Genomic DNA, 21,565 nt, shown 5'->3' on the forward strand with positions numbered 1-21,565 from the left:
CCTCGTCCAGATTAAACCAAACCGGTCATCCCCCAGAAAATTCACGCAAAAGCCACATTTATCACATGCTTACAAGAACGGGGTATGACTTTGTTCTGATACGTTGAGAGCATTGGATATATACCCTGCGCCGGCTTCCCTCGGCAACAATGCCCAGCAAACGCGTCCCAATTCTTCCCGCCTTGCCTTCGTCGCGAATGTAGTCAGCAGTGATTGGCGACCCCGACACAATGCAGAAAAAACTCGCCCCCCTTGCGCCTGCCTTCGTCCCATTTTCGGCCGTCTTGGGTGGTTTGCCTTCGCGCATTTCAAGTCTGTATGTGCCCCCTTCGATGATCGGATGGACATATGCTTCCTTGCCAACCTTGTTGGAAACAATGAAATTCGAGACTAAGGGAACATGAACGTGCGAATACGCAGGATTTGGGCTCTTGACTGTTCTCGCCCACAACCACGCGATGACTGGAGCTTTCCCTCCCCCATGCTTCGCAGGCAAATCCACTTCTGGATATAAGTGACCAATGCGCTTGATCGCTTCTTCGACGAGCCAATTTGCATAGCGTCGAATGTCTTCTGCTAAGCCTTGATTTCCGACATCGGTAGTCGTGCGGCCCATGCTCGCTCCTTTGGCGACTGGGCCGACTGGCGGTTTGCCTGAAAACTTAGGAGGAATCTCTAGCATAGCCTTGTTGATTAATACCGCCACCGGATTCAAGTCTGACGCGTAAGTTTCCAATCCCAGCCGCTGAGCTTCCAACGGCAATGCACCTCCACCAGAAAACGGATCATGAAAGGCCGGCAGTTTTTCTGGGTTGAATAGTTCAGCAGATTGCGGGTGACTTCGGTTCAATTCGCAGGTCTCTCGCCAACTTTTCCAAATTTCTTCCCGCGCTTCCGTAAGCAAAGCCTGGTTGTTGGTGTTTTCCCATTTCACCAATTGGCGAATTAGCTTGAAAAGACGCTCACGCTCCACTTCAGCCTTTTCCTTGTTAATGCCGCGACCAATACTGCGCTCATATCCTGGATCGTTTACCATTTGGGCAAACAAGATGGCTCTGGCAGCGGCAAGCGGGCGACGAGCCCACCAAAGGTGGATGCCGCGTGGATGTGCGCCGATGCCTGGCATTTTTTCGTAAGCGCACGCTACATTGATGTCATCCAGCGGCAGCGCGACTTCGATGAGTTTCCTGGGAGTCTTGAAGAGCATGAGTTTTTTCAATCAGTTGAACGCCAAGCCGGCATTGGCGGCAATTCTTGTCGCCAGTTTTCCGAAGTCTCGGTAGCAACTTCTTACGGCCTCGATGTGCGCGCCGATCGCACCATCGGCCGATTTCAGGAAGAAAATCGGTTTCCTGGCTTCCATTGCCATCGGCATCAAGCTTCGGTAGTGCTTCAGCAAGGAAAGGCAATACGGATCACTGCCGACGGTCGTGTTGGACTGGCCATTTTCATTGAGCACAACTTCTCGATAGACGTTGGGGATACGATCCATCCAGCGCTTGTATGCCTTGACTGGACGACTATCGAGGATGCCATGCTGCATTACGATATAACCCATCGGTTGCATCATGCCCTTTGGCATGGGCAAGTCGGGAGGCGCCTTTTTCAGAAGGTCCGTCCAGACCGTCCGCCAATCGGACAGAGTAGGCCCCAGGTTCTTCAAGCCTTGCAAAGAAAACAAGTCCGGCGCGAGGGGCAAACAGACCTGGTCTGATGCGATGAGTGCCGAGCGATTTATCGCACCCAGGTTCGGGCCGACATCAATCAGCACCAGGTCGGCGCCCCCTTCGGTTCCCCACTCGGCTCCCCGTTGAATCAGCCGATGGAAGGCGGTCATCGTACGGAACGCAGATTCGTCGCTTAGTTGGCAGCGCGGCCAGGCATCCGACAGCTTGTCTTCAAACCGCGACAGCCCCAGGTCACCCGGAACCAGACCAAGGTGCTCAGTGATCCTTTCGACATGCGGCTGGGCTATGTCACCGGTCCCACGCAGGATAGGACGAATGCTGCCAAGGACTGTGTCTGGATGTTCGCCGTCCGACCACAGGGTCTCCAGCCGGTCCTCTTCGAGAAACATGGCAGTCAGGTTTGCCTGTGGATCGAGATCAACTGCCAGCACCTTGATCCCATGGTCAGAGAACATCCACGCCAGGTGATAGACCAGAGATGTCTTGCCGACGCCGCCCTTGTTGTTGAAGAAGGCAATGGATTTCATCCTGCCCTCCGATAAACCTTGACCAATACGCTATGCTGATCGAACTCGAATTCAGCAGGCGGGTTACCGTTTTGTGCAAGGAGCGACTGCGCTCGTTGAACACCATAGCCAAAGCGATTCACAAACCCAAGTGATTTCATCGCCTCAGCAATCACCGGGTTCCGATAGCTATTGCGCGAAGGGAAGTTTTCGGGCGTCGCTTCACCAAACAGACCCCCCGGGCTTTGAATCTCGATATGGTTGCTGAATGCATAAAAGCGAATCGGCGAATTGCTGTCGTAATTGCGATGCATGACCGCATTCATCAACAATTCGCGTACCGCCCACTCCGGATAATCGGGCAGCAACTTCTCTTCCAGCGTGCTGGTCTGTCGCATGGTGGTCTGGATCAACAGTCGCAGCCGCCCTTCCATCTCCCGCAATACGCTGGTCAGGTCGCCAGAAATTTCTGCCTGATCGAACGGAACATCAGTCAGGTCTTCGCCGGGCAAGCGCAGAAACTGAACATAAGCTCCCGGCAGAAAGAAGCGCGGGTTCTTTCCAAACAACAAGATTCCTGCATGCGTCAGGCAGGCACGCTGGGGATCATATAACCTTAGCGAGGCCAGTTGAAGTTCGATAGACCGCTGGTTGGCGGCGATGGTCTCTGGATCAATGGCTTCCCGGCGATACGCATCAAACTGGCCAAGTGCCAATTCGTCCATGAAGGCCTCGGCGCAGGGACGCGCATCAAAGGAACGCGCAAGAGCAACTCGTCTTTCAGATAGAACACGCTCTTCCTGTTCGTTAGCAATTGCTTTGCGCGGACCCACTCTAATATAGACACGGCCTTTATATCTTACGGGCGGCAGATCAGATGGAAAAACCTCTACAACGGCCACCTCTCCACCATTGAGGCAGTACTTGGCAACATTTATCGCTGGCTGCGGAAGCACATTTCCATCAGACCGAATACCTCCAAGATTCTTCAAGAGTTGATCCGTGACTTCAAGCCCCGACAAATGCCCATTGTCCTTTACGCCGATCAGCAGATAACCGGGGTGACAGTGATTTGGAAAGTCATTTGCAAACGCGCAGATTGCCTGGCCGAACTTGTCTGTATTCGATATGGATTCCGTTCGCTCGATGTAATCGGCTTCCAGATCAGAAACCACTTCCAATAAACGCTCTTCAGTCAGCATGGCTGCTCCGATCTTTTCAGTAATTCAATCAGACTTGCGTTGATACTCGCAACAGCCCAATCCGGTTCCTGAGTGAAAAGATTGCGCACATAGAACGGCCCCTCATGCTGATCGCCTTCGACCAGCACGATGGCCAGAATGAACTTGTCGGCCTGGTTCAGCCCGTAGAGAATTTCATTGCGGGTGATGGTGACCGTCGATTGCCCTTTGGCGCGGCCCTTGACCTCGATATGCCGCACGGGCGACAGCCGGCCATCCGTTGCCGGCGGAACAGAGGTGATGTCCCAGCCGCACTTTTCGGCGGAAACGTCGAAGGTCGCATTGCCCAGTCGATGCTCGGCAACCGTCACGGCTTCCATGGCGATACGTTCGACTCTGGCGCGCGCATCGGCATCGGCAGTCCATGTCTCGCCCTCCTGCTCGCCCTTGCGCTGTGCCAACAGGCCGGCAGGAATGACCAGCGCGCCACCCAGCACCACGGGTGTGGCGGAAACGACTTGCCGCATGGCGCGTAGTTCCTTGCTGCGGGATTCCAGGCGCGCTGTCAGGTCATCGATCATGCGGCGAACATTTTCCAGCGTCAGGCGCACGCTCTTGCCGGCTGCGATGTCTGCCTTCAGTTTCTCGTGGCGGTCGGACCAGTAATTGATTTCCTTGATCAGCCGCTCGTGGATCGCGTTGAGGTTCCTGTCGATCTGTCGCTCGCGTCGCCCTTTCACTTCCTCGAAGTGTTCGGGAACGAGATACGCTGAAGCGTGGGTCAGTGCAACCGCTTCCAGATCGCGAGTGATCCACGCGTCCGACAATACGTCTTCGATCAGCTTTTGGTCAGCCGTGTCGATTGCCTGCAGGTCAAGGTGCGGTGCCCAACCGGCGTTGGTGGTGTGGCCGTTACGGTCGATGTCGACGAACTGCAAGCGTCGGGAGATGACACGCCCAGCTTCGCCGGATTCCTTCAGCGAATGGTCGATCATGAACAGCAGTCGGGGAATCAGGCCGCTGTCGTTGGGATCGACCAGCACCGCCCCCTGTTTGAGTTTGTTGTGGTGCTGCTCCAGCATCAGATCGACTATGGCGTGCATCAGCGGATGGGCGGGATGGATCAGGCTCGCCATCGCCGCCCCCACACGGTCGGTGAGGCGCACATACTGTTTCTCGAAGCACACCCGTTCATACTTGCGCAGCACAGGGTCGGTATGGCGGGCATCGCGTCCGCTGATTTGGCGGTCGCGCTCGCGAATGATGCCCGGAACGAAGGTGATTTCATAGCGGCCGGACTCGCGGGCCTTCAACTCGCCGCCCAGGTGCTCGAATGCCTGCTTGAAGAAGGAGCGGATGAAGTAAGGCTGCAACTTGCGCGCCTCGGCCTTCTCCATTTCTTCCTTGACGGCGAATAGGCGACTTTCGTCCATGACCTCTTCGGCCAGCGCATTGCGGCTGAGAATGTCTTTGATGTGGTCGTTGGCGAGCGCACCTTCGATCCTGGTCATCAGCTTGGCGCGCACCACGGGATCATCGCCGTAGCGGATGGCTTCGATCAGCAGGTCGCGCAGACTCTTTTCCTCGAAAACCTCGCCCAGGATGTCGAAGACTCGGCCACCCAGCGCCAGGCGTTCGACTTCGATCTTCTCCAGGAGACGCTGGAAGACATCGCCCTCGCGGGTTTCAGCAGCGACCATGTTCCACAGATGGCAGACCTCGGTCTGGCCAATGCGGTGAATGCGCCCGAACCGCTGTTCGAGGCGATTGGGATTCCACGGCAGATCGTAATTGACCATCAGGTTGGCAGATTGCAGATTGACGCCTTCGCCGGCAGCATCTGTGGCCAGCAGGATGCGGATATCTGGGTCGTTGCGGAACAGTTCCTGCACCTTGCGACGGTCTTCCCGCATCACTCCACCGTGGATGATCACCACGGGCGAATTTTCCAACCGTGCATTGCCCAACAAGCCGCGAATCTTGGTGGCCAGATAATTGAGTGTGTCGCGGTGCTCGGTAAACAGAATCAGTTTGCGTTGCCGGCCATCGGGACCGTGCATTTCTGGCGTGTTCTGCAATAGGCGGGAAAGCTCTTCCCATTTGCGGTCCTGGCCGGAATGCACCAGTTGCCGCGCCTTCTCTTCGAGGTGTTCGAGGGTAGAGATTTCCGCTTCTAGTTCCTGGATAGTCTGGGCGGCGGTGGCCTGATCGACGAGTTCCTCTTCGAGGTTCTCAGCCTCTTCGCCGGTGAGGTCGTCGAAATCGTTGATATCGTCTGGCACCGACACCGTTTCCGGCCAGTTGGCCTGTAGACGTTCGCCCCTCTGACGCAACCTTTCATCCTCGACCCGGCGTTTGAGCTTGTTGGCACGTCGTTTGAGAGACTGGTAGATCGCTTCCGGGCTGGACGCCAGTCGCCGTTGCAGTGAAGTCAGAGCGAAGCCCACCGTACCTTTACGCTTGCCGTCTTCGAGGGCATCGGCGCGGTTCATCTCCTCTATTACGTAGGTCGTGACCGCGTGATAGAGGGCGGCTTCGGCAGCGGACAGTTTGTAATTAGCGGTATAGGCGCGACGCTCCGGAAACAGGGGCGTGCCGTCGAATTTCAGGAGTTCTTCCTTGACCATGCGCCGCATCATGTCGCTGATATCGACCTTGTGGACGCCATTGCGGAACTTGCCGTAGAAACGGTCGGAATCGAGCAGCGACATGAAAAGCTGGAAATCGGCCTCCTTGCCGTTGTGAGGCGTCGCCGTCATCAGGAGGAAGTGGCGACAGACGCTGCCCAGCAGCTTGCCCAGCTTGAAGCGTTTGGTTTCCTTGACTTCGTTGCCATACCAGCTCGCCGACAGCTTGTGAGCCTCATCGACGACGATCAGGTCCCAACGGGTGAAGCCGAGCTTTTCCTGCAGGTTGTCGTTACGCGCCAACTGGTCGAGGCGCGCGATCAGCAACTCGCGGTCGTCAAAGGGGTTGCCGCTGCGGGTCTGCTGTTGCAGGTCGCGCGAAAAGATGGCGAACGACAAGCCGAATTTCTCGAAGAGTTCATCCTGCCACTGTTCGACCAGGCTGCCGGGGCAGACGATCAACACGCGCTTGGCATCCGCACGCATCAGCAGTTCGCGGATGAACAGGCCGGCCATAATCGTCTTGCCCGCACCGGGATCGTCGGCCAGCACATAACGCAGCGGCTGGCGCGGCAGCATCGACTCATAGACAGCGGTGATCTGGTGCGGCAATGGCTCGACGTTGGACGTATGCACTGCCATCATCGGATCGAAGAGATGCGCCAGGTTGATCCGCCAGGCTTCCGCCGCCAGCTTGAAGTCGGCGCCGGGCGCATCGAAGGACCACGGGCGACCGACTTCGGCCAAAGAGAGCTTGGCCTCTTCGGTGCGAAACAGCACGCACTCACCGAGGCGACCGTCATTGGTCTTGTAGACGATAGACAGCGCGTTGTCGCCGATCAGGTCAGTACTGAAAATACGCACCACCTGACCGGGCTCGATGCCGGCAATGAAGGCGTTCTTGGTGATCGCTTCGAGCTTCAGCATCGGCTTCGTTTCTGTTTCTTCTTGTCGGTATGTCGGGCAATTATCGCGCCGTAAGCCCGTTTCGCCTAGCAAATGGGAGCGGGAACCTGCTCGATTCGGGCAAAGACCGTGCCTACATTTTCCAGCTCGATCTGCGGATTCAGCGCGACATGCAAGGCCGGGCGGGCGCGCTTCTACGCCGAGTGGGAGCCGATGGCGGCGCGGCTGCGCAAGCTGCTGGCCGAGAACGTGAGCGATGTCGCGGCCGCGATCGGCCAGGCCGGCGGCGTCGACGCGCCGTGCAGCGAGCCGGCGGCTACGGACCCGGCCGCAGACGACGACGCGGCCGATGGCGGAAGTGCCGTGGCCGAGTCGGACGACGATGACTTCGGCGACTAGCGTGCCGGCCTTCGTCATCGGCTACGACATCAGCGACCCGCGCCGTCTGCAGCGGGTCCATCGGGAGATGTGCAGGCACGCCTCGCCTCTCGAATACAGCATTTTCCTGCTGGTCGGCAGCGATGGCGCCAAGGATCGCTGCCTGGCCGAGATCGCCGCGCTGATCAAGGCGGCCGAGGACGATGTGCGTTGCTATACGCTGCCGGCGCGTGGCTTCCAGGGCCGCGTCGGGCGCGCCAGCCTGCCCGAGGGGATCGTGTGGACCGGATTGCCGGCGGCGATCTCGTGAGCGGCGCATGGCTCGGGTTGCGGCAGCGGTCGGTCGACGGCCAGGGCTGGGGCGTGGATCGTGCGCCGGGCGTGTTCCTCCTGGCGGGCGCTTTGACGACACCGCCAGCTGGGCCTGGCGGGCGGGCGGCGACCTATCCGGAGCGTTCGCCACGCTGGACCAGGTAGGGCTCGAGCCGGGCGCCGAGTTGATCCAGTTGGTCGGCGCTGAGTTCGGCGCCGCGCAGCTCCGGCGTCAGGCGCAGCGCGAGGTGGTAGTAGCCGGCACCGCGGGCGCACACTTCGGCGGCGAGGTTGATCGGCAGGGTACCAATCACCGTGTCGCCGGCGGCCACCTGCTGCGGATCGAGGTGGCTGACCTGGCGATCGACCGCGATGCCCTGCCGCTCGGCCCAGGCGATGGCGCCGGGGTGACGGGAGACGAACCAGGTAGGCATGCGGCGTTCCTTTCGACAATGGTGGCCGGCGGCACCCGGCGGCCGATGCTGACGCCCGTCGTCTGCGGGCACACGCCGCCGGGACGCGGCTAGCGGAAGCCGGCGGCGCCCGGCGGCGCTTGCCCGCTCACGCTCTGGCGGCCGGGCTGGCGCGGTGCGACCGCCACCGGCGGCGGCGCGGGTGCCGAGTACTGCGCGACGGCGTACATCCCGTAGCGGGGCGAGAAGATCGCCGGGGGCTTGCCGACGTAGAAGCGGAAGGGCAGCGAAACCATGGCCAGGCCATTGCCCGTCCGGGCCACGGTCTGCACGACGAAATGCAGGTGCGGCCCGGACGAGTAGCCGGTCGTGCCCGCCAGGCCAATCGGCGTCCCGGCGGTGACGATCTGACCCGGACGAACGAAGACACCACGGTGTGCCAGGTGCGCGTAGACGGCGATCGTCCCGTCGACGTGCTGGATCCGCACCTCGTTGGCCTTGCCGATCAGGTCCGGGCTGCGGCCGCCATAGACCTGCCGGGCCTCGGTGAAGATCACCACACCGTCGCGCGCGGCGACCACCGGCGTGCCTTCGGGCATCCCGATATCGACCGCGTACTGGCTCTCGGCGCTGGTGTGCGTGCTGACCGGGCCGCCAGGAGCCTGGCCGATGTGAAAAGCCTGTCCGTCGCGATAGGGCAGGCGGTAGAGGGCATCGGCGCTCTGGCGGGCGTTGAGGTCGCCGAGCACCCACGAACTCCGGGTGCTGAAGTTGTAAGGTGCGCCCGGCGTCGCTGGCCGAATCCGTGCCAGCTCGACGCTGCCGCCACCCGCGGGAAGCACGGCGACCAGCGGCAACGGGCGATCCGCGGAAATGTTGCGCGAGCCGGCGATCGCCACGCTCACCGACACCGGCGCCGGGCCGCCGTTGCGGGCGACGATACGGTGGCCAGCGCTTTCCCTCTCGACGGCGATGGCGAACGGGTAGTCCTGCTGATCGGCAAACAGGCTCGAACAGCACGACACGATGGCCATGACAAGGAGGGCGCGCTTGGGCACGGCGTTCTCGGGAGTTCGGGATGCGCCGATGATACAGTACCGGCCCGGCGGCACGCGCCGCTACCGGCCGGCGGCTTGCGGACCGGCGTTCATGGCGGTCACGGCGCAGGCGAGGCGAGGCCATCGCGCTGCCAAGACATTGGTCCGGTATCATGCCTGGCAGACCAGACCACGGAGGGCGCGCCATGACCACCCACAACATCGCCGTCATCGCCGGCGACGGCATCGGCCGGGAAGTGATGCCGGAAGGCTTGCGCGTGCTCGAAGCCGCCGCCGGCAGGTTCGCCCTCGACCTGCGGTTCACGACCATCGACTGGGCCAACTGCGATTATTACCTGGAGCACGGCGAGATGATGCCGGCGGACTGGTTCGAGCAGCTCGGGGGCTTCGACGCGATCTACTTTGGCGCCGCCGGCTGGCCGGCCACGGTGCCCGACCACATCTCGCTGTGGGGGTCGCTGCTCAAGTTCAGGCGTGGCTTCGACCAGTACGTGAACCTCCGCCCGGTGCGCCTGATGCCTGGCGTGCCCTGCCCGCTGGCCAACCGCCGGGTTGGCGACATCGACTTCTACGTCGTCCGCGAGAACACCGAAGGCGAGTATTCGGCGGTCGGCGGGCGGATCTTCGAAGGCACCGACCGGGAAACCGTGCTGCAGGAATCGATCTTCACCCGCAAGGGCGTGGACCGCATCCTGAAGTACGCTTTCGAGCTCGCGCAGCGCCGCCCCGCGAAACACCTGACCTCGGCCACCAAGTCCAACGGCATGGCGATCAGCATGCCCTACTGGGACGAGCGGGTCGAAGCGATGGCTGCGCGCTACCCGGAAGTGCGCTGCGACAAGTACCACATCGACATCCTCTGCGCCCGTTTCGTGCTGAGCCCCGAGCGCTTCGACGTGGTGGTCGCCTCCAACCTCTTCGGCGACATCCTCTCCGACCTCGGACCCGCCTGCGCCGGCACCATCGGCATCGCGCCGTCGGCCAACCTCAACCCGGAACGCGACTTTCCCTCGCTCTTCGAACCCGTGCATGGATCGGCGCCGGACATCTGCGGCCGCGGCATCGCCAACCCGATCGGCATGATCTGGTCCGGGGCGATGATGCTCGACTTCCTCGGCCGGGGAGACGCCCGTCACGGCGCCGCGCACGACGGCATTCTGCGCGCCATCGAGACGGTGCTCGTGGAAGGCCCGCGGACGCCGGACATGGGCGGCACCGCGAGCACCCGCGACGTCGGCCTGGCGATAGCCGGCGCGCTGTGATGCCGGCAGCGGGCCGCGATGCCCGGCTCGCCAGCCGGGGTGTCTTCGAGCCGGGATCCTGTTGGCGCTGAACACCTCTGGCTGGGCTCGGCAGGCCGGGCGGCGGCCGGGGATCACCCCCCGCCGCTCAGGGCGCGGCGTCGAGACCGGCGTCGAGCGCCACCTCGGCCTGTAGCCAGGCGGTAAACGCCTGCACCTGCGGCTTGCCGGCGGCCAGCGCCGAGGCGACGACGAAGTAGGCGCGTGGCAGCACCGCCGTCCTGGCCAGCGGCGGTACCAGCTTCCGGTCGCGAATCAGTTGCCCGATCATCGGCGTGCGGCCGAGGGCAATCCCCTGCCCCGCCATCGCCGCGTGGATCATCTGGTCGTAGTGCGTGAAATGCAGCGCGCCGGCCGGCTGCAGGTCGGCCACTCCGAGGGCGGTCAGCCAGGTCTCCCAGTCGAGCCAGGAGCCGCGCGCCGAGGGGTAGTCGAGGTGCAGCAGGACGTGCCGCGACAGGTCGGACGGGGTTTCCAGCCGCTGCGACGGCGCGGCGATCAGCGCCGGACTGCAGACCGGAAAAGCCTCCTCGCCGAACAGGCTGACCGCTCCGGGCGGTTGCGACTGCGGTATCCCGTAGCGGATCGCGACGTCGATCCGGGCGCGCTCGAGGTCGAGGACGTCGTTCGTCGCCGCGATCCTGAGCTCGATTTGCGGATGCAGCGCGCGCAGCCGCTGCAGGCGGGGAATCAGCCACAGCGACGCCAGGCCCGGGGTGGTGGTGACGGTGAGCATCCCCGGCGGCGGCTCGCGGTGCAGCCTGGCGACCGTGCGCCGCAAGCGGTCGAGCACCTCGGCGGTCACCCGGTAGAGATCCTGTCCGGCGTCGGTCAGCCGCAGCGCGCGCGTCCTGCGCTCGAACAGCGCGCAGCCGAGGCGCTCTTCGAGGGTCTTGATCTGGCGGCTCACCGCCGACTGCGTCAGGAACAGCTCGGCCGCCGCGCGGGTGAACGAAAGCGTCCGCGCTGCCGCCTCGAAAGCCGGCAGGAGGTCCAGCGGCGGCAGCTCAAAACGTCTGGCAGTCATTCCATTTACGCATCCATAGCGTTCCCAGATACCGTTTGTGTAAATGCTCCGCCGCGCCAAGAATGTTTCGCACGGGGAGAGAACGGGCAGCCGCACCAGAGTCCTTATACATTCCCCGTTTTCATGGGTCAAGGAGGCTTGCATGGACAACGATCTGTTTCGGACGGCGACGATCATCGAACCCGGGGCGCTACTGAAGATTCCTGATGCCATGGGACGGACGATCCTTTGCGCCAGCGGACAGCTATGGCTGACACAGCACCACGACCGCGCGGACATCCTGCTCAACGGCGGCCAGCGATTCACCTTCAACCGCCCAGGCGACGCCTGCGCGCAAGCCATCGGCCCGACCTCGGCGGCGGTGATCGTCGACAGCGACGCCGCAACGGCGCGGGACAGGCATCCGGCGGTCGCCGGCCGCGGCTTGCCGGCGGTCATCGACCGCCTGCTGGCGACACTGCCGCGTCCGCCACACTGGCACGAGCCGGCGCACCCGGCGCGAATCTCGCTGCCACAACTGGCGCTCGAAGCGCGGCAGATGCGCACGGCGACGGTCGCCTATCTCGTCGCCCGGGCCGTGGCCACGCTGCGTGCACTGCTCGCCGGCCGGCGCCGGGGTCGGCGCGCGCCGCGAACGCCCGGTGATGACGGCTAGCCCGGAATGTCGGGCTCGACCAGGGCCGCCAACTGCGTGAGTGATTCCTGCCAACCGAGGTAGCACATCTCCAGGGGAACGGCGTCGGGGAGGCCGCTTTGGGTGATGGTCAACTCGGTGCCACAGAGTACCGGCCTCAGCGAGACGGTCACCGCCATCACACCCGGCAGGTTCGGATCATCGAACCTGTCGGTGTACCGGATCAACTCGCCCGGGAGCAATTCGACGTACTCCCCGCCGAACGAGTGTCCATTGCCGGTCGAGAAGTTATGGAACGACATCCGGAAGGTGCCGCCGACGCGGGCATCCAGGTGATCAACGTCGCACGTGAAGCCGTGCGGGGGAAGCCACTTGGCGATGGCGCTGGCCTCGAGAAAGGCACGATAGACCTTCTCCGGCCTGGTGCGGAGCACGCGATGGAGGCGGACGGTACGCTCGGACATGGTTTGCTTTCCTTGTGGTCTGGGCCGGTGAACGGCTTCCGGGCTTGATCGATTGGGACGATTGCGCCGCAGGTTCGCGGTGCGGCGCGGTGCCGGTTAACTTTCGTGGGGCGCGGCTTGAGGAAGGTGGCGGCGTTTTCGATCGGCTCCAGCATCGACGGAGCCAATGCCTGCACGCAGTTGGCCGGGTCCGCGAACGCACAACGGGTGACGCTTGCCCGCGCCCAGGGAGCCGCGTGAATGCCGTTGCCAGCGGCAACCGAGCCCACCTCAACGACCACCGACGCAATCGACACCAAGGCAGGAACAGCCTACGACTCAACGGCCAGCGGCACTCCCATGCGGTCGCCATGCTGGAAGATGGGTCACGGCGCAACTATACCGCGTCGATCATTCCGTGGGTCAAGACATTGGCCGGGACCACCAGGTGGCCAGTACGTTCTGCCCAATCGACGACGCAGCAGGGTTGCGCGCACGCCGGCCGTGACTTCTTCGATGAACGCGGCCCAGGTCGACCCGAGGGGGATCGGGTCGTTCGAACTCCGCCGGGGCCATCTACAGGCCGGCGACGGCCGGGTACCGGCCGATGCGTTCGAGGACGGCGGAGAGGATCTTGCCGGCTGCGTCCTTCATCTTCGACAGGCCGGGAAAGCCGAAGCGAGGCACGTCGCGTGGCGTCCGGTCGACGGCGAGCAGCCTGGAGTTCATGATGTTGGCTCCGGATCAGGGTGGCGAGATCGAAAAGGGTCTGCCGTGTGCCACGGTAGCCCAGCCAGGTGCGGGCATATCCGCCCGCCAGGTCGTACTGCGGGAAGCCCGCGCGCAGCAACGGCAGGGCGAGCCACCTTGCGCTCCCAAGTGCGTGCGAATTGCCGGTCAGCAGCTGCGCGCGAAACCAAGCGAGAACCGGCAATCGACCATCGCGTCCTGCAACCGGGCGCGCTGGCGCGACTCCTGCCGGCAGCGGCCGCTCGGAAACCGCCGCCAGCGCCTGCGTAAAGTCGTCGCAGGCGTCGAGGCCCAGCAGCCCCGGGAAACGATGATCGGGCACCCCGGTTGCCGCTTTCAGAAGGTCAGCCGCGGTATTCAGCGACGCGCCGATGACCAAGGTGGCGATCGCTTCGCCCATGGTCGCGATTTCCGCGCGCGGCGTGCCGCCGATGGTCAGCGGTGAGCACTCGGCTTCGACCAGATGACCGTCGAGCGAATCGGCGATGTCCGGAACGACGACTGGACGCAGTCCGAAGGCTTCTCGCGGTGCAGCCGGCCGAGCCGGAAGACGGCCTGCTCGAGGAGTGCGACCTGCTGCGCCGCGCCGTCTGCCATCAGTTCGGCTTCGACAACATGGTCGGTCGTTCGGCGGTCATGCGCCGCGTGTGCAAGCTCGGCCTCAGCGACATCGCGCAGCGCCGGCTGGCCAATCACGACTGGCCGGGGAACGTGCGCGAACTTGAAAAACGTCTCGAACGCGCGGCCATGCTCTGCGTGAGCGGTCGTATCGACGTCGACCTGATCGGCTTTTCGAGTGCCCGCGAACGCCCAGCGGCAAGGTCGCAACGCGGCCAGAGCGCAAGCGTAACGAGCCGCAGTTCGGGCACGCGCCCGGGCACGGGTTCCGGGATCGATATCGACGGCCCCGATCTGTCGGAGAAAGACCGGGTCATTGCCGCGCTCGAACGGGCCGGCCGAGTGCAGGCAGGCCAAGGAGGCGCCCATCCCGGGCATGACGCCGCGCCAGATCGCCTAGCGTATCCCGACCCTGGCGATCGACGTGAAACAGTTCCGAGTACCGCCGCGGAACCCCTGGTTGCGGAGCGGGTTCCGGCTTGCGGCAAGGCGAGCGCGTCAGGCGGAGGCCGAGGCGGGCATCTGGCGGGAAGGCGTGGCTGCTGACGCGCCACCGGGGGGGAACGACCGCAGGAGTCGGTGCCAAATTGTCGGGAATCCGACAATCCCGCGAACAAGGAAGCCGCTGAATCTTCAGTCCCCCAGTTGGCACGCCACTTGCTTCACAAAGACCATGGCCCAACAGGAGATCATCATGACAGCTATTCCCCTTCAGACCGGCGATCTGGTCTTCGCCGCCGAGGACGTCTTCAACGATGGCGGCGATCCTGTCGGCCGCCTGCCCGAAGAACTGACGCAAGACCCGCTCCCGCCGGCGTGACGACGATGGCCAACAAAATCGGCATTTTCTTCAGCAGCGAGACTGGACGCACCGGACTGGTCGCGCAGTACATGGCCAAGAGTCTGGGTGGCGTTGCCGCCTCGCCGGTCAATATCGTCGACGCAACGCCGGCCGCCTTTCTCGCCCACGACGCACTGATCCTTGGCAGTCCGACGCATGGCAGTGGCCTGCCACACGGTCCCGCCCTCGGCGTGTGCCCGGCTCCCTGGCAAACGTTCCTGGCGCAGCTCTCGGGCGCCGATCTGTCCGGCAAAGTGGCGGCGATCTACGGCGTCGGCGACCAGAAGCACTACCCCGGTGCATTCGTCAACGCCATCGCCGTCATTCAGGGCGCGCTGCTGGCCGGCGGCGCGCGCGTCGTCGGTCGCTGGCCGACCGCCGGCTACGATTTCACCGCCTCAAAGGCCGTGGACCGCGGACAATTCGTCGGGCTGGCTCTTGACCAGGTCAACCAGCCGGGGTTGACCGGACAACGCGTGGAAAGCTGGCTCGCGCAAATCCGCGGCGAGCTGCTGCGGTGACCCACTTATTGCCGCGGCTGGTCTCGCTGCCGACGCGCAGATTCCGGCGCAATCGGAGAAGGAAGGCCACGCGCCCGGCGGCAGTCGCTTTACCTACGCCACCGGTCGCCTCGCACTGTGCTCTGCAGAACGGAACAGGGTCGATGGCCGGGGTGGAGTATTGAGGCATCGATCGTCCCCGCCAGCATGCACCTGCCCATCCGCCAGGACGCCGTGCTGCTCAACACCGGCGGCGACAAAGCCGCGGTCGGCGCACTGCTCGCGTACCTGAAGGGCGACACGGCGAGGGCGATCATCAAGTCCTATGGTTACGCGCTAGCGCGGCCAGGGTGTCGTCGGCGCCATCGTCGCGCCGCCGCTGGTGCCGCCGCCGACCGTCCTCGGTTTCTACCTGCTGCTCGCGCTGGGGCCGCACGGGCCGGTCGGGCGCTTCACCGAGTCGCTCGGCATCGGCCTGCCTCCATTCACCTTTACCGGCCTGGTCATCGGCTCGGTGTTCTACTCGTTGCCCTTCGTCGTGCAACCGATCCAGAACGTTTTCGAAGCCATCGGCGCGCGCCCGCTGGAAGCTGCGACGCTGCGCGCCAGCCCGCGCGATGCCTTCCGGTCGGTCGCCTTGCCGCTCGCCCGGCCGGGCATCGTCACCGGTGCGATCGTCGACGTCGCCGGTGAACCGCTGCTCGCCCGCATCACCCGGCGTTCGGCCGACAAGCTCGGAATCGGCCCCGCCCTGGCGCTGCAGGCACAGATCAAGGCCGTCGCGCTGCTCGCCTGAAGCGGCCACGGGAGGACACGAACCGGGCAGGAAACGACGCGCCAGCACGGTGCAGGAATGCCGCGTCCAGGCCCGCGATGCACCGCCTTATGGCGCCGTTAGCGACGCCATAAGGCCGCGAGAAAAATTCGCCAACAAAAGCAGCGGCGTAGGAAGCGGGGCGAGCGCTGCCAAGCGAGCATGATTCTTGCTGGAGTTAGGACATCCGGTATCCGAAACTCACGCCAATGAACAATGTTTATCGCCTCGAACGTTCCTCGCCAGTCGAGCAACTGCCGCCGGAGGGAACGCGGCGAGTCACCGACGATGGAGAACGAGTGCTCTACAACGATTACTGGATCAAGACCTATCCGGTGCCGGCCGATTCGTTGCAGGGCAAGAAGTCGCTGATCGAGGCGCTCGCCCGGCGGCTGTTCAATCACACCGAGCATGGACTCAACATTCCGGGCTGCCGACTCGGCGAAGCGCGGCAGTGTTACGAGTCCGAAAGCGACCCGGCGCGACGGCGGGTCAAGGCCGGCATGCTGGCGGGCGCGCTGTTCAACAGGGCAGTCGACATCTTCAGACGGCTGGTCGAGTTACAGGCCGATGGCATCGAGATTCGCAGCGACAACGCGCTGATGCGCGAATGCGGTCAATGCCTGCTCGAAGCCATGGAGCTCGGCCGCTTCGTCCTGCACCGCAGCGGCGAGGAGGGGATCGACGAATTATGGGGCGAACCCTTCCGCGCCTTCTCGATCGCAATCGAGGATTTCTACGAGAGCCGCTACATCAAGATTGGCCAGTGCATGCGCGACATCGACCTGATCGCCGAGGCGATGATCAGCAACTTCGGCTGCATTCCCACTTTCGAGGCGGTCGCAGCGCCGATCCAGGACTTCGCCAACGCGGCCAAGGTCAAGACCGAAACATTACGCACCGACCCGGGCATCTTCGACGTCTGGTCGCACCTGGTCACCGCCGGCGAACGCCTGGCCAACTTCACGCCGCAAGCGGCGGCGGAAGCGGGAGAAAGGCGCCCCGGCAGCCCGCTGCACAGCATTTCGGACGGCTTGCAGTTGCTGCGCAACGGCCGCGATCTGGTGTTTTACATCGCGCGCGCGCGCACGCCGATGGCCAAGAGCACGCGCGAATACATCGAGCGCTGCGAGGCCTACCTGACGACCGGCCGGGCACCTTTCATACCGGCACCGCTGCCAGCTTGAGCCGGGACGGCCTCTCGGGCGGCCGAAACGGGGTTCGCCACAGACCTCGGTCCCTTCGTGCCATCAGGCGGGCATCGACCATCAACGGTGGCTCGACCACAAGCAAAGGCCCGCCGTAGGCGGGCCCTTGCCTCTTTTCCGTCAGCAGGCCCGGGGGGTGGGGGCCTTGCATACCCACTCTCGGTGGAAAGTGTTTCCTCGGCGAACGGCAGCCGGGTGGGCCTGGGTTCTGGCAGCGGGTGGCTGCACTTGTTCGCGTTGGTCAGATGGCGCTATTAGACGGGAACGTTTGGCATCTGCAAAACATTGAATGGAGATAGTCGTATCTCGAATCACGATTGAACGCGTACCATCGCGTCACCATGGAACTTCGCCAGTTGCGCTATTTCGCGGCCATTGCCAAGCACGGCAGCTTCTCGAAGGCGGCCGAACAGGCGTTCGTCGCCCAGTCCGCGCTCAGCCATCAACTCGCACAACTCGAAGAAGAACTGGGGACTCGCCTGCTCCACCGCTCGCGGCGTGGCGTCGAACTCACCGAGTCCGGTCGCGTCTTCCTCGCGCACGCCACGGCCATCCTCCGCCAGGTCGATGACGCCAAGGCCAGCGTCCGCCACCTCGCGGGGGATGCCAGCGGCAAGGTCGTCTTCGGCGTGCCGCACAGTGCCTCGAATGCGCTGGCCCTGCCCCTGCTGCAGGCCGTCCGCCAGCACTTGCCGAAGGTCGAACTGGAACTGACAGAAGAATTGACCGGCAACCTCGTCCAGCAACTGCGCAGCGGCCAGATCAACCTGGCTGTGCTGTTCGACGACGGCACCCTCGGCGAGTTTGCCTGCGAGGACCTGCTCGACGAGGCGCTGGCGTTGATTTCGCCCGCCTCGGCGCCGGATCGTCCACCTGCGGCGGTCACCCTGCAGCAGGCACTGCAGCTGCCGTTGATCCTGCCCGCGAGTCCACATGGCGTGCGCCCGATCATCGAGGCAGCGGCGCGCGCCCAGGGGCTGCCGGCGCCGAACGTGATCGCCGACATCAGCTCGGTCAGCATCCTGCGCACGACCCTGCTGGCCGGCCTCGGCCACACCCTGCTGCCGGTGATGCCCTTGCAGCATGAACTGGCGGCCGGCACGCTGTGCGCCGTTGCCGTCGAAAACCCGACGCTCACGCGCCGCCTGGCGCTGTGCGCGTCGAAACATGTCCCGCTTTCTGCCGCGGCGACAGCCGTCGCCCGACTCACCGCCGACCTGACGAAGGATCTGTGCACCAAAAACGTCTGGCAGGGAGCTGCACTTGTTCCGAAGGTACCTTGAACGGCTGGTGTCGGTTTGAATGGCGAATGAGTACAATCGAACGGTTCGCGTATAGTCCACCGCTCAGACTTTTCAACCGACCGGCAGACCACGAGAGATCGACGACATCCAACCGGACTAGCAGACCAGTGATCGTCGAGCAAGAGTCAACCCGGGAAGCTGAATAGAGGATGGAACGTCCCCAGAACAACTGGCTTCCCTCTGCTTTCTTCATCACCGTCGAAGGCCGTCGGCAACGAGCATTTCTCGATTGACTTCGGCCATGGCGGTTACGGATACTTCCGGATGTGACTTTGGAGTACGTATTCCCCGGTCAGTATTCAAGCAACCAACGCCAAGAGGCCATAAGCATGTCAGAGGAAAACGGGGCGGCGCTTCACGCCGATCATCTTTCGGAGAAACATGACGACCCATTGGTACGGGGATTGCATCGCGTCATCCGTCAGGCAATTCGCTTGCTGGCCGTCCTGATGACGCTGGTAATCCTGTGGTGCGTTGCCGATGTGGTGCTAGTCCTCTACAACGCCTTGTCAAGCCCACCCGTGCTGCTTCTTGACCTCAAGGATATTTTTGTAGTCTTCGCGGCCTTTCTGGCAGTTCTGATCGCCATCGAAATCCTGGTCAATATTACGCTCTATCTACGCGACGACGTCATCCACGTCCAGCTTGTCGTAGCTACCGCACTGATGGCCATCGCCCGTAAGGTGATCGTGCTTGACTTGAGTACCTTGCAACCCGAGTATCTCTACGGCATAGCGGTTATCTTGCTGGCGCTCGGTCTTACGTACTGGCTGGTCTCCTCGCAGCCCAAGAAGTGAGAGAACTGGGTCGAGTGCTTCCCGACGGGTAACACACGGCTGCTGACGGTACCGATTCAGTGGCAGCGGGCTGACATCGCGCAGATGTTTCACCGGTCGCACAGGCACAGGCGCCACTCGCCAGACCACCGCAACTTCCACGCGGTGGCGAACGGCCGAAGGGCACGCTGAGTGAAAGCCCGAGTCCGGCCAGCACAATTACGGACAGCGTCGCGGCCATCGTCGGCCAACAGGTATTGAGAAGCGTCATCTATCGATACCGGGTCGGCTGCCAGCGGCTGCGAGTCGAGCGCGGTCACGACGATGGAACGTGGCGTCGCGTCTGCCGCGGCAGGCGGTAAGGACGCGTCCGCAGATCTGTCCACAAGCCCGAAGTCAAGAGCTGCGCGCGCACGAACGCCTCATCGAGCACGGCCTGAAAACACATTGTGCGTCGCGCCGGACGTCCGCTACGGTGGCCGTGCATGGAGCGGTGAACACCGCTGCCGGGCGATCCTTGTCCGAGAACAGCAGCTGCCCGGCTTCCACCCGCTCACCGTCGCGAACTGCCAGGGCAGATCGAAGGCCGTGAAAATCGGCACCGAGCAGGGCCACTGCCGGTGGCAAGAAGACGGTGCCATGGCGTTCCGCGCTGGCCAGCCGGCGACGGGTATGGCCAGCCCGCGCCGAATGCTCGTGATCGCTTGTCGCCGGGTTCTATCGATGGCCCCTCGGCGAGCCGCGCAAGAAGAATCCCTTCACCTCGCCGACCGCTCGATCATGCCGGTGTCCCCGCAAGCACCGGCATCCATTCCCCGATGCTCAGGTCATGGAGTCGAAAGCGGATCCCGATCAGCACTCCAGCCTCCGGCCAGAAAGCGCTTGATCGACGCCGTGACTGGCGCCTTTTTTGCCCATTTTGCTGTTCAGGCAATCTCAGGCTTCAGCCACCTGAGCCGGACCGGGAACGATCGGCGACGAGTGCTTCGCCTCACGCACCTCGATGTGGGTCACCCGCTGCAGCTCAAGCCCCCAGCGACTCATCGCCTGCGATATCAGAATGGCTTCTCCAGAGTTGAGGCTACCGTCCGCATTGACGATGTCGACGATCGCGGTCAAGGCCTTCTTTTGTAGCTCAGGCGACTGGATGTCATCCAGCAGGTGATCAACCAGTTGCAAGTCGAGCTCAATTTGTCCGATATTTGGCGCCCGGGCAGTTTGCAGCAGGTCATTACAGAATTCATGGACCACTCGTTCAAGGGTCTCGGCGGGGAGTCCCAGATCCTCGCGAAGTTGTTGCTTTTCGAGCGCCTCGACTTCGCTGTGGTCGAGCGCGCCGTCAGCGAGCAGGGCGAGGGCGACGATCCGTGCCATGGCTTCCTTACTGTCGATGGGATAATTTCTCATTCTTCTCTCCTTGTTGGAACGATTAAAAAAACTTCTTTTCTGAGCACGCCACTGACCACCCTGGCCTGAACAAAGTTCCGTTGTGCATGACGGCGGCACGCGCCAACGCGCAACCGCGCAACCGGTCGCTGCTGGCAGACATAGGGTCGAATGGTCATGAAAGCCTCATGGGCCATTGGGAAAAACCTCACTGGAGCTTCAGCCAGATCTCATTGCGGCGCAGGAACCACGGCATGAAGGGAGGGTTGTAGCGCGCCAGGACTGGCTCTCCGAGCCAGCTCACGTCTGCCGTACGCAAGGCGGCTTCGAGTTTGGCGAGGTGCTCATCGTAATTGGCCTGGGTCCAGAAGCCCGAGTAGCGAATGACCGCGACGGTGCTTGCTGGCACTTCGCGCAGTTGCACCCGCGCGTCGTCCGGTTCAGGCGCCAGGTCGATCGTCACCTCGCTGGGCAATACGAACTGCACGCGATACCCCCCCGGGGCGGCGGCCTGGGTCACCGGCCCGGCCATTTCGAGTCGCGTCGGTGCTGGCGCCTGGGTTACCGGTGCGGTCATGGCGAACTTCGTCGAGCCCTTGTTCTTGCCGAAGATGTAGCCGGCAAGGATCGGGAACGCTTCACTCCCTGCGTCGTCGGCCGGCGCGTTGATGATCACCTCCGCGACGACGTACGGCGCGTAGCGCCGGACCTCGACGTCGCCGATCTTTCGCTCGACTTCATAGGAGGGTTCCTCGATGGCGCTCGACAGGCCTGGCGCAGCGGCGATGGCCAGGGAAAGCAGGAACTTGCGCATAGTAGTCGGTCCAGTAGGGGCAGCGACCGGGCGCCCAGCGGCTGACCCGGAACACGCCCGCGTTGATTGTTGATAGGCCC

The 21,565-nt window shown here is 63.2% G+C and carries 21 protein-coding genes and 4 pseudogenes; 11 read left to right on the forward strand and 14 right to left on the reverse strand.

Translation table 11 applies throughout. From position 1 onward, the window contains the following. Positions 1 to 115: 115 nt before the first annotated feature. The 4 genes and pseudogenes from Q1L50_RS13105 to Q1L50_RS13120 form a co-directional block, all read right to left on the reverse strand. Positions 116 to 1,207, reverse strand: a pseudogene (locus Q1L50_RS13105) (DUF1156 domain-containing protein); the annotation flags it as partial. 12 nt (positions 1,208 to 1,219) lie between these two features. After that, positions 1,220 to 2,215, reverse strand: coding sequence for a ParA family protein (locus Q1L50_RS13110; protein WP_300339448.1), 996 nt, complete (start codon positions 2,213 to 2,215; stop codon positions 1,220 to 1,222). Next, positions 2,212 to 3,396, reverse strand: coding sequence for an RNA-binding domain-containing protein (locus tag Q1L50_RS13115; protein WP_300339450.1), 1,185 nt, complete (start codon positions 3,394 to 3,396; stop codon positions 2,212 to 2,214). Before Q1L50_RS13115 ends, Q1L50_RS13110 begins: the two co-directional genes overlap by 4 nt. Beyond that, positions 3,390 to 6,929, reverse strand: coding sequence for a helicase-related protein (locus Q1L50_RS13120; protein ID WP_300339593.1), 3,540 nt, complete (start codon positions 6,927 to 6,929; stop codon positions 3,390 to 3,392). The genes Q1L50_RS13115 and Q1L50_RS13120 overlap by 7 nt, the downstream gene beginning before the upstream one ends. 379 nt (positions 6,930 to 7,308) lie before the next feature. Here Q1L50_RS13120 and Q1L50_RS13125 point away from each other — a divergent pair, with 379 nt between their 5' ends. Further along, the gene (locus Q1L50_RS13125; protein ID WP_300339452.1) at positions 7,309 to 7,596 is read left to right on the forward strand and encodes a CRISPR-associated endonuclease Cas2; all 288 of its coding nucleotides are present in this window, start codon (positions 7,309 to 7,311) and stop codon (positions 7,594 to 7,596) included. Positions 7,597 to 7,729: 133 nt separating this feature from the next. Here the strand turns inward: Q1L50_RS13125 and csx16 are convergent, their stop codons facing one another. Then, the gene (gene csx16, locus Q1L50_RS13130; RefSeq protein ID WP_300339453.1) at positions 7,730 to 8,032 is read right to left on the reverse strand and encodes a CRISPR-associated protein Csx16; all 303 of its coding nucleotides are present in this window, start codon (positions 8,030 to 8,032) and stop codon (positions 7,730 to 7,732) included. Between the two features lie 89 nt (positions 8,033 to 8,121). Beyond that, positions 8,122 to 9,069 carry a M23 family metallopeptidase gene (locus Q1L50_RS13135; protein WP_300339455.1) on the reverse strand — a complete coding sequence of 316 codons (948 nt, stop codon included), beginning with the start codon at positions 9,067 to 9,069 and terminating at the stop codon, positions 8,122 to 8,124. A 185-nt stretch (positions 9,070 to 9,254) separates the two neighbouring features. Between Q1L50_RS13135 and Q1L50_RS13140 the strand changes: the two genes are divergently transcribed. Continuing rightward, entirely contained in the window at positions 9,255 to 10,331 is a 1,077-nt protein-coding gene (locus tag Q1L50_RS13140) for a tartrate dehydrogenase (protein WP_300339456.1), read from the forward strand. A 127-nt stretch (positions 10,332 to 10,458) separates the two neighbouring features. On the opposite strand, the gene Q1L50_RS13145 is transcribed toward Q1L50_RS13140, so the two are convergent. After that, the gene (locus Q1L50_RS13145) at positions 10,459 to 11,397 is read right to left on the reverse strand and encodes a LysR substrate-binding domain-containing protein (RefSeq protein WP_300339457.1); all 939 of its coding nucleotides are present in this window, start codon (positions 11,395 to 11,397) and stop codon (positions 10,459 to 10,461) included. A gap of 142 nt (positions 11,398 to 11,539) precedes the next feature. Between Q1L50_RS13145 and Q1L50_RS13150 the strand changes: the two genes are divergently transcribed. Further along, on the forward strand, positions 11,540 to 12,052 hold the full coding sequence (locus Q1L50_RS13150) for a DUF2917 domain-containing protein (protein ID WP_300339459.1): 513 nt from the start codon (positions 11,540 to 11,542) through the stop codon (positions 12,050 to 12,052). On the opposite strand, the gene Q1L50_RS13155 is transcribed toward Q1L50_RS13150, so the two are convergent. The 4 genes and pseudogenes from Q1L50_RS13155 to Q1L50_RS13170 form a co-directional block, all read right to left on the reverse strand. Beyond that, on the reverse strand, positions 12,049 to 12,495 hold the full coding sequence (locus Q1L50_RS13155) for an SRPBCC family protein (RefSeq protein WP_300339460.1): 447 nt from the start codon (positions 12,493 to 12,495) through the stop codon (positions 12,049 to 12,051). The genes Q1L50_RS13150 and Q1L50_RS13155 overlap by 4 nt on opposite strands. A gap of 555 nt (positions 12,496 to 13,050) precedes the next feature. Then, the gene (locus Q1L50_RS13160; RefSeq protein ID WP_300339462.1) at positions 13,051 to 13,203 is read right to left on the reverse strand and encodes a DUF269 domain-containing protein; all 153 of its coding nucleotides are present in this window, start codon (positions 13,201 to 13,203) and stop codon (positions 13,051 to 13,053) included. Positions 13,204 to 13,498: 295 nt separating this feature from the next. Next, positions 13,499 to 13,735: pseudogene (locus Q1L50_RS13165) on the reverse strand (nitrogenase component 1); the annotation flags it as partial. Continuing rightward, positions 13,660 to 14,220: a hypothetical protein gene (locus Q1L50_RS13170; protein WP_300339464.1), complete on the reverse strand. Its 561-nt coding sequence runs from the start codon at positions 14,218 to 14,220 to the stop codon at positions 13,660 to 13,662. The gene Q1L50_RS13170 and the pseudogene Q1L50_RS13165, both read right to left, overlap by 76 nt. A 316-nt stretch (positions 14,221 to 14,536) precedes the next feature. Here Q1L50_RS13170 and Q1L50_RS13175 point away from each other — a divergent pair, with 316 nt between their 5' ends. The 8 genes and pseudogenes from Q1L50_RS13175 (at position 14,537) to Q1L50_RS13210 (ending at position 19,306) form a co-directional block, all read left to right on the forward strand. Further along, positions 14,537 to 14,662 (forward strand): hypothetical protein, encoded by a 126-nt coding sequence (locus Q1L50_RS13175; RefSeq protein ID WP_300339466.1) that lies wholly within the window; start codon positions 14,537 to 14,539, stop codon positions 14,660 to 14,662. A gap of 5 nt (positions 14,663 to 14,667) precedes the next feature. After that, positions 14,668 to 15,204 (forward strand): flavodoxin, encoded by a 537-nt coding sequence (locus Q1L50_RS13180; RefSeq protein ID WP_300339468.1) that lies wholly within the window; start codon positions 14,668 to 14,670, stop codon positions 15,202 to 15,204. Positions 15,205 to 15,283: 79 nt separating this feature from the next. Further along, positions 15,284 to 15,522 (forward strand): annotated as a pseudogene (locus Q1L50_RS13185) (substrate-binding domain-containing protein); the annotation flags it as partial. A gap of 7 nt (positions 15,523 to 15,529) precedes the next feature. Beyond that, positions 15,530 to 15,862 (forward strand): annotated as a pseudogene (locus Q1L50_RS13190) (ABC transporter permease subunit); the annotation flags it as partial. After that, complete coding sequence (locus Q1L50_RS13195) at positions 15,857 to 15,979, forward strand: TOBE domain-containing protein (protein WP_300339594.1); 123 nt, start codon at positions 15,857 to 15,859, stop codon at positions 15,977 to 15,979. The pseudogene Q1L50_RS13190 and the gene Q1L50_RS13195, both read left to right, overlap by 6 nt. 227 nt (positions 15,980 to 16,206) lie before the next feature. Then, entirely contained in the window at positions 16,207 to 17,184 is a 978-nt protein-coding gene (locus Q1L50_RS13200; RefSeq protein WP_300339470.1) for a hypothetical protein, read from the forward strand. 362 nt (positions 17,185 to 17,546) lie between these two features. Further along, the gene (locus tag Q1L50_RS13205; protein WP_300339596.1) at positions 17,547 to 18,488 is read left to right on the forward strand and encodes a LysR substrate-binding domain-containing protein; all 942 of its coding nucleotides are present in this window, start codon (positions 17,547 to 17,549) and stop codon (positions 18,486 to 18,488) included. Between the two features lie 350 nt (positions 18,489 to 18,838). Continuing rightward, entirely contained in the window at positions 18,839 to 19,306 is a 468-nt protein-coding gene (locus Q1L50_RS13210) for a phosphate-starvation-inducible PsiE family protein (protein WP_300339472.1), read from the forward strand. A gap of 375 nt (positions 19,307 to 19,681) precedes the next feature. On the opposite strand, the gene Q1L50_RS20045 is transcribed toward Q1L50_RS13210, so the two are convergent. The 3 genes from Q1L50_RS20045 to Q1L50_RS13220 all read right to left on the reverse strand — a co-directional run bounded on the left by Q1L50_RS20045 (position 19,682) and on the right by Q1L50_RS13220 (position 21,485). Then, entirely contained in the window at positions 19,682 to 19,900 is a 219-nt protein-coding gene (locus Q1L50_RS20045; protein WP_366145239.1) for a hypothetical protein, read from the reverse strand. Positions 19,901 to 20,221: 321 nt separating this feature from the next. Next, positions 20,222 to 20,659, reverse strand: coding sequence for a TerB family tellurite resistance protein (locus tag Q1L50_RS13215; RefSeq protein WP_300339473.1), 438 nt, complete (start codon positions 20,657 to 20,659; stop codon positions 20,222 to 20,224). A 220-nt stretch (positions 20,660 to 20,879) separates the two neighbouring features. Continuing rightward, positions 20,880 to 21,485, reverse strand: coding sequence for a heme-binding protein (locus Q1L50_RS13220; protein WP_300339475.1), 606 nt, complete (start codon positions 21,483 to 21,485; stop codon positions 20,880 to 20,882). Positions 21,486 to 21,565 lie beyond the last annotated feature (80 nt).

The sequence above is a fragment of the Accumulibacter sp. genome (genome assembly GCF_029255145.1).
In the GTDB taxonomy this organism is placed as follows: Bacteria; Pseudomonadota; Gammaproteobacteria; order Burkholderiales; family Rhodocyclaceae; genus Accumulibacter.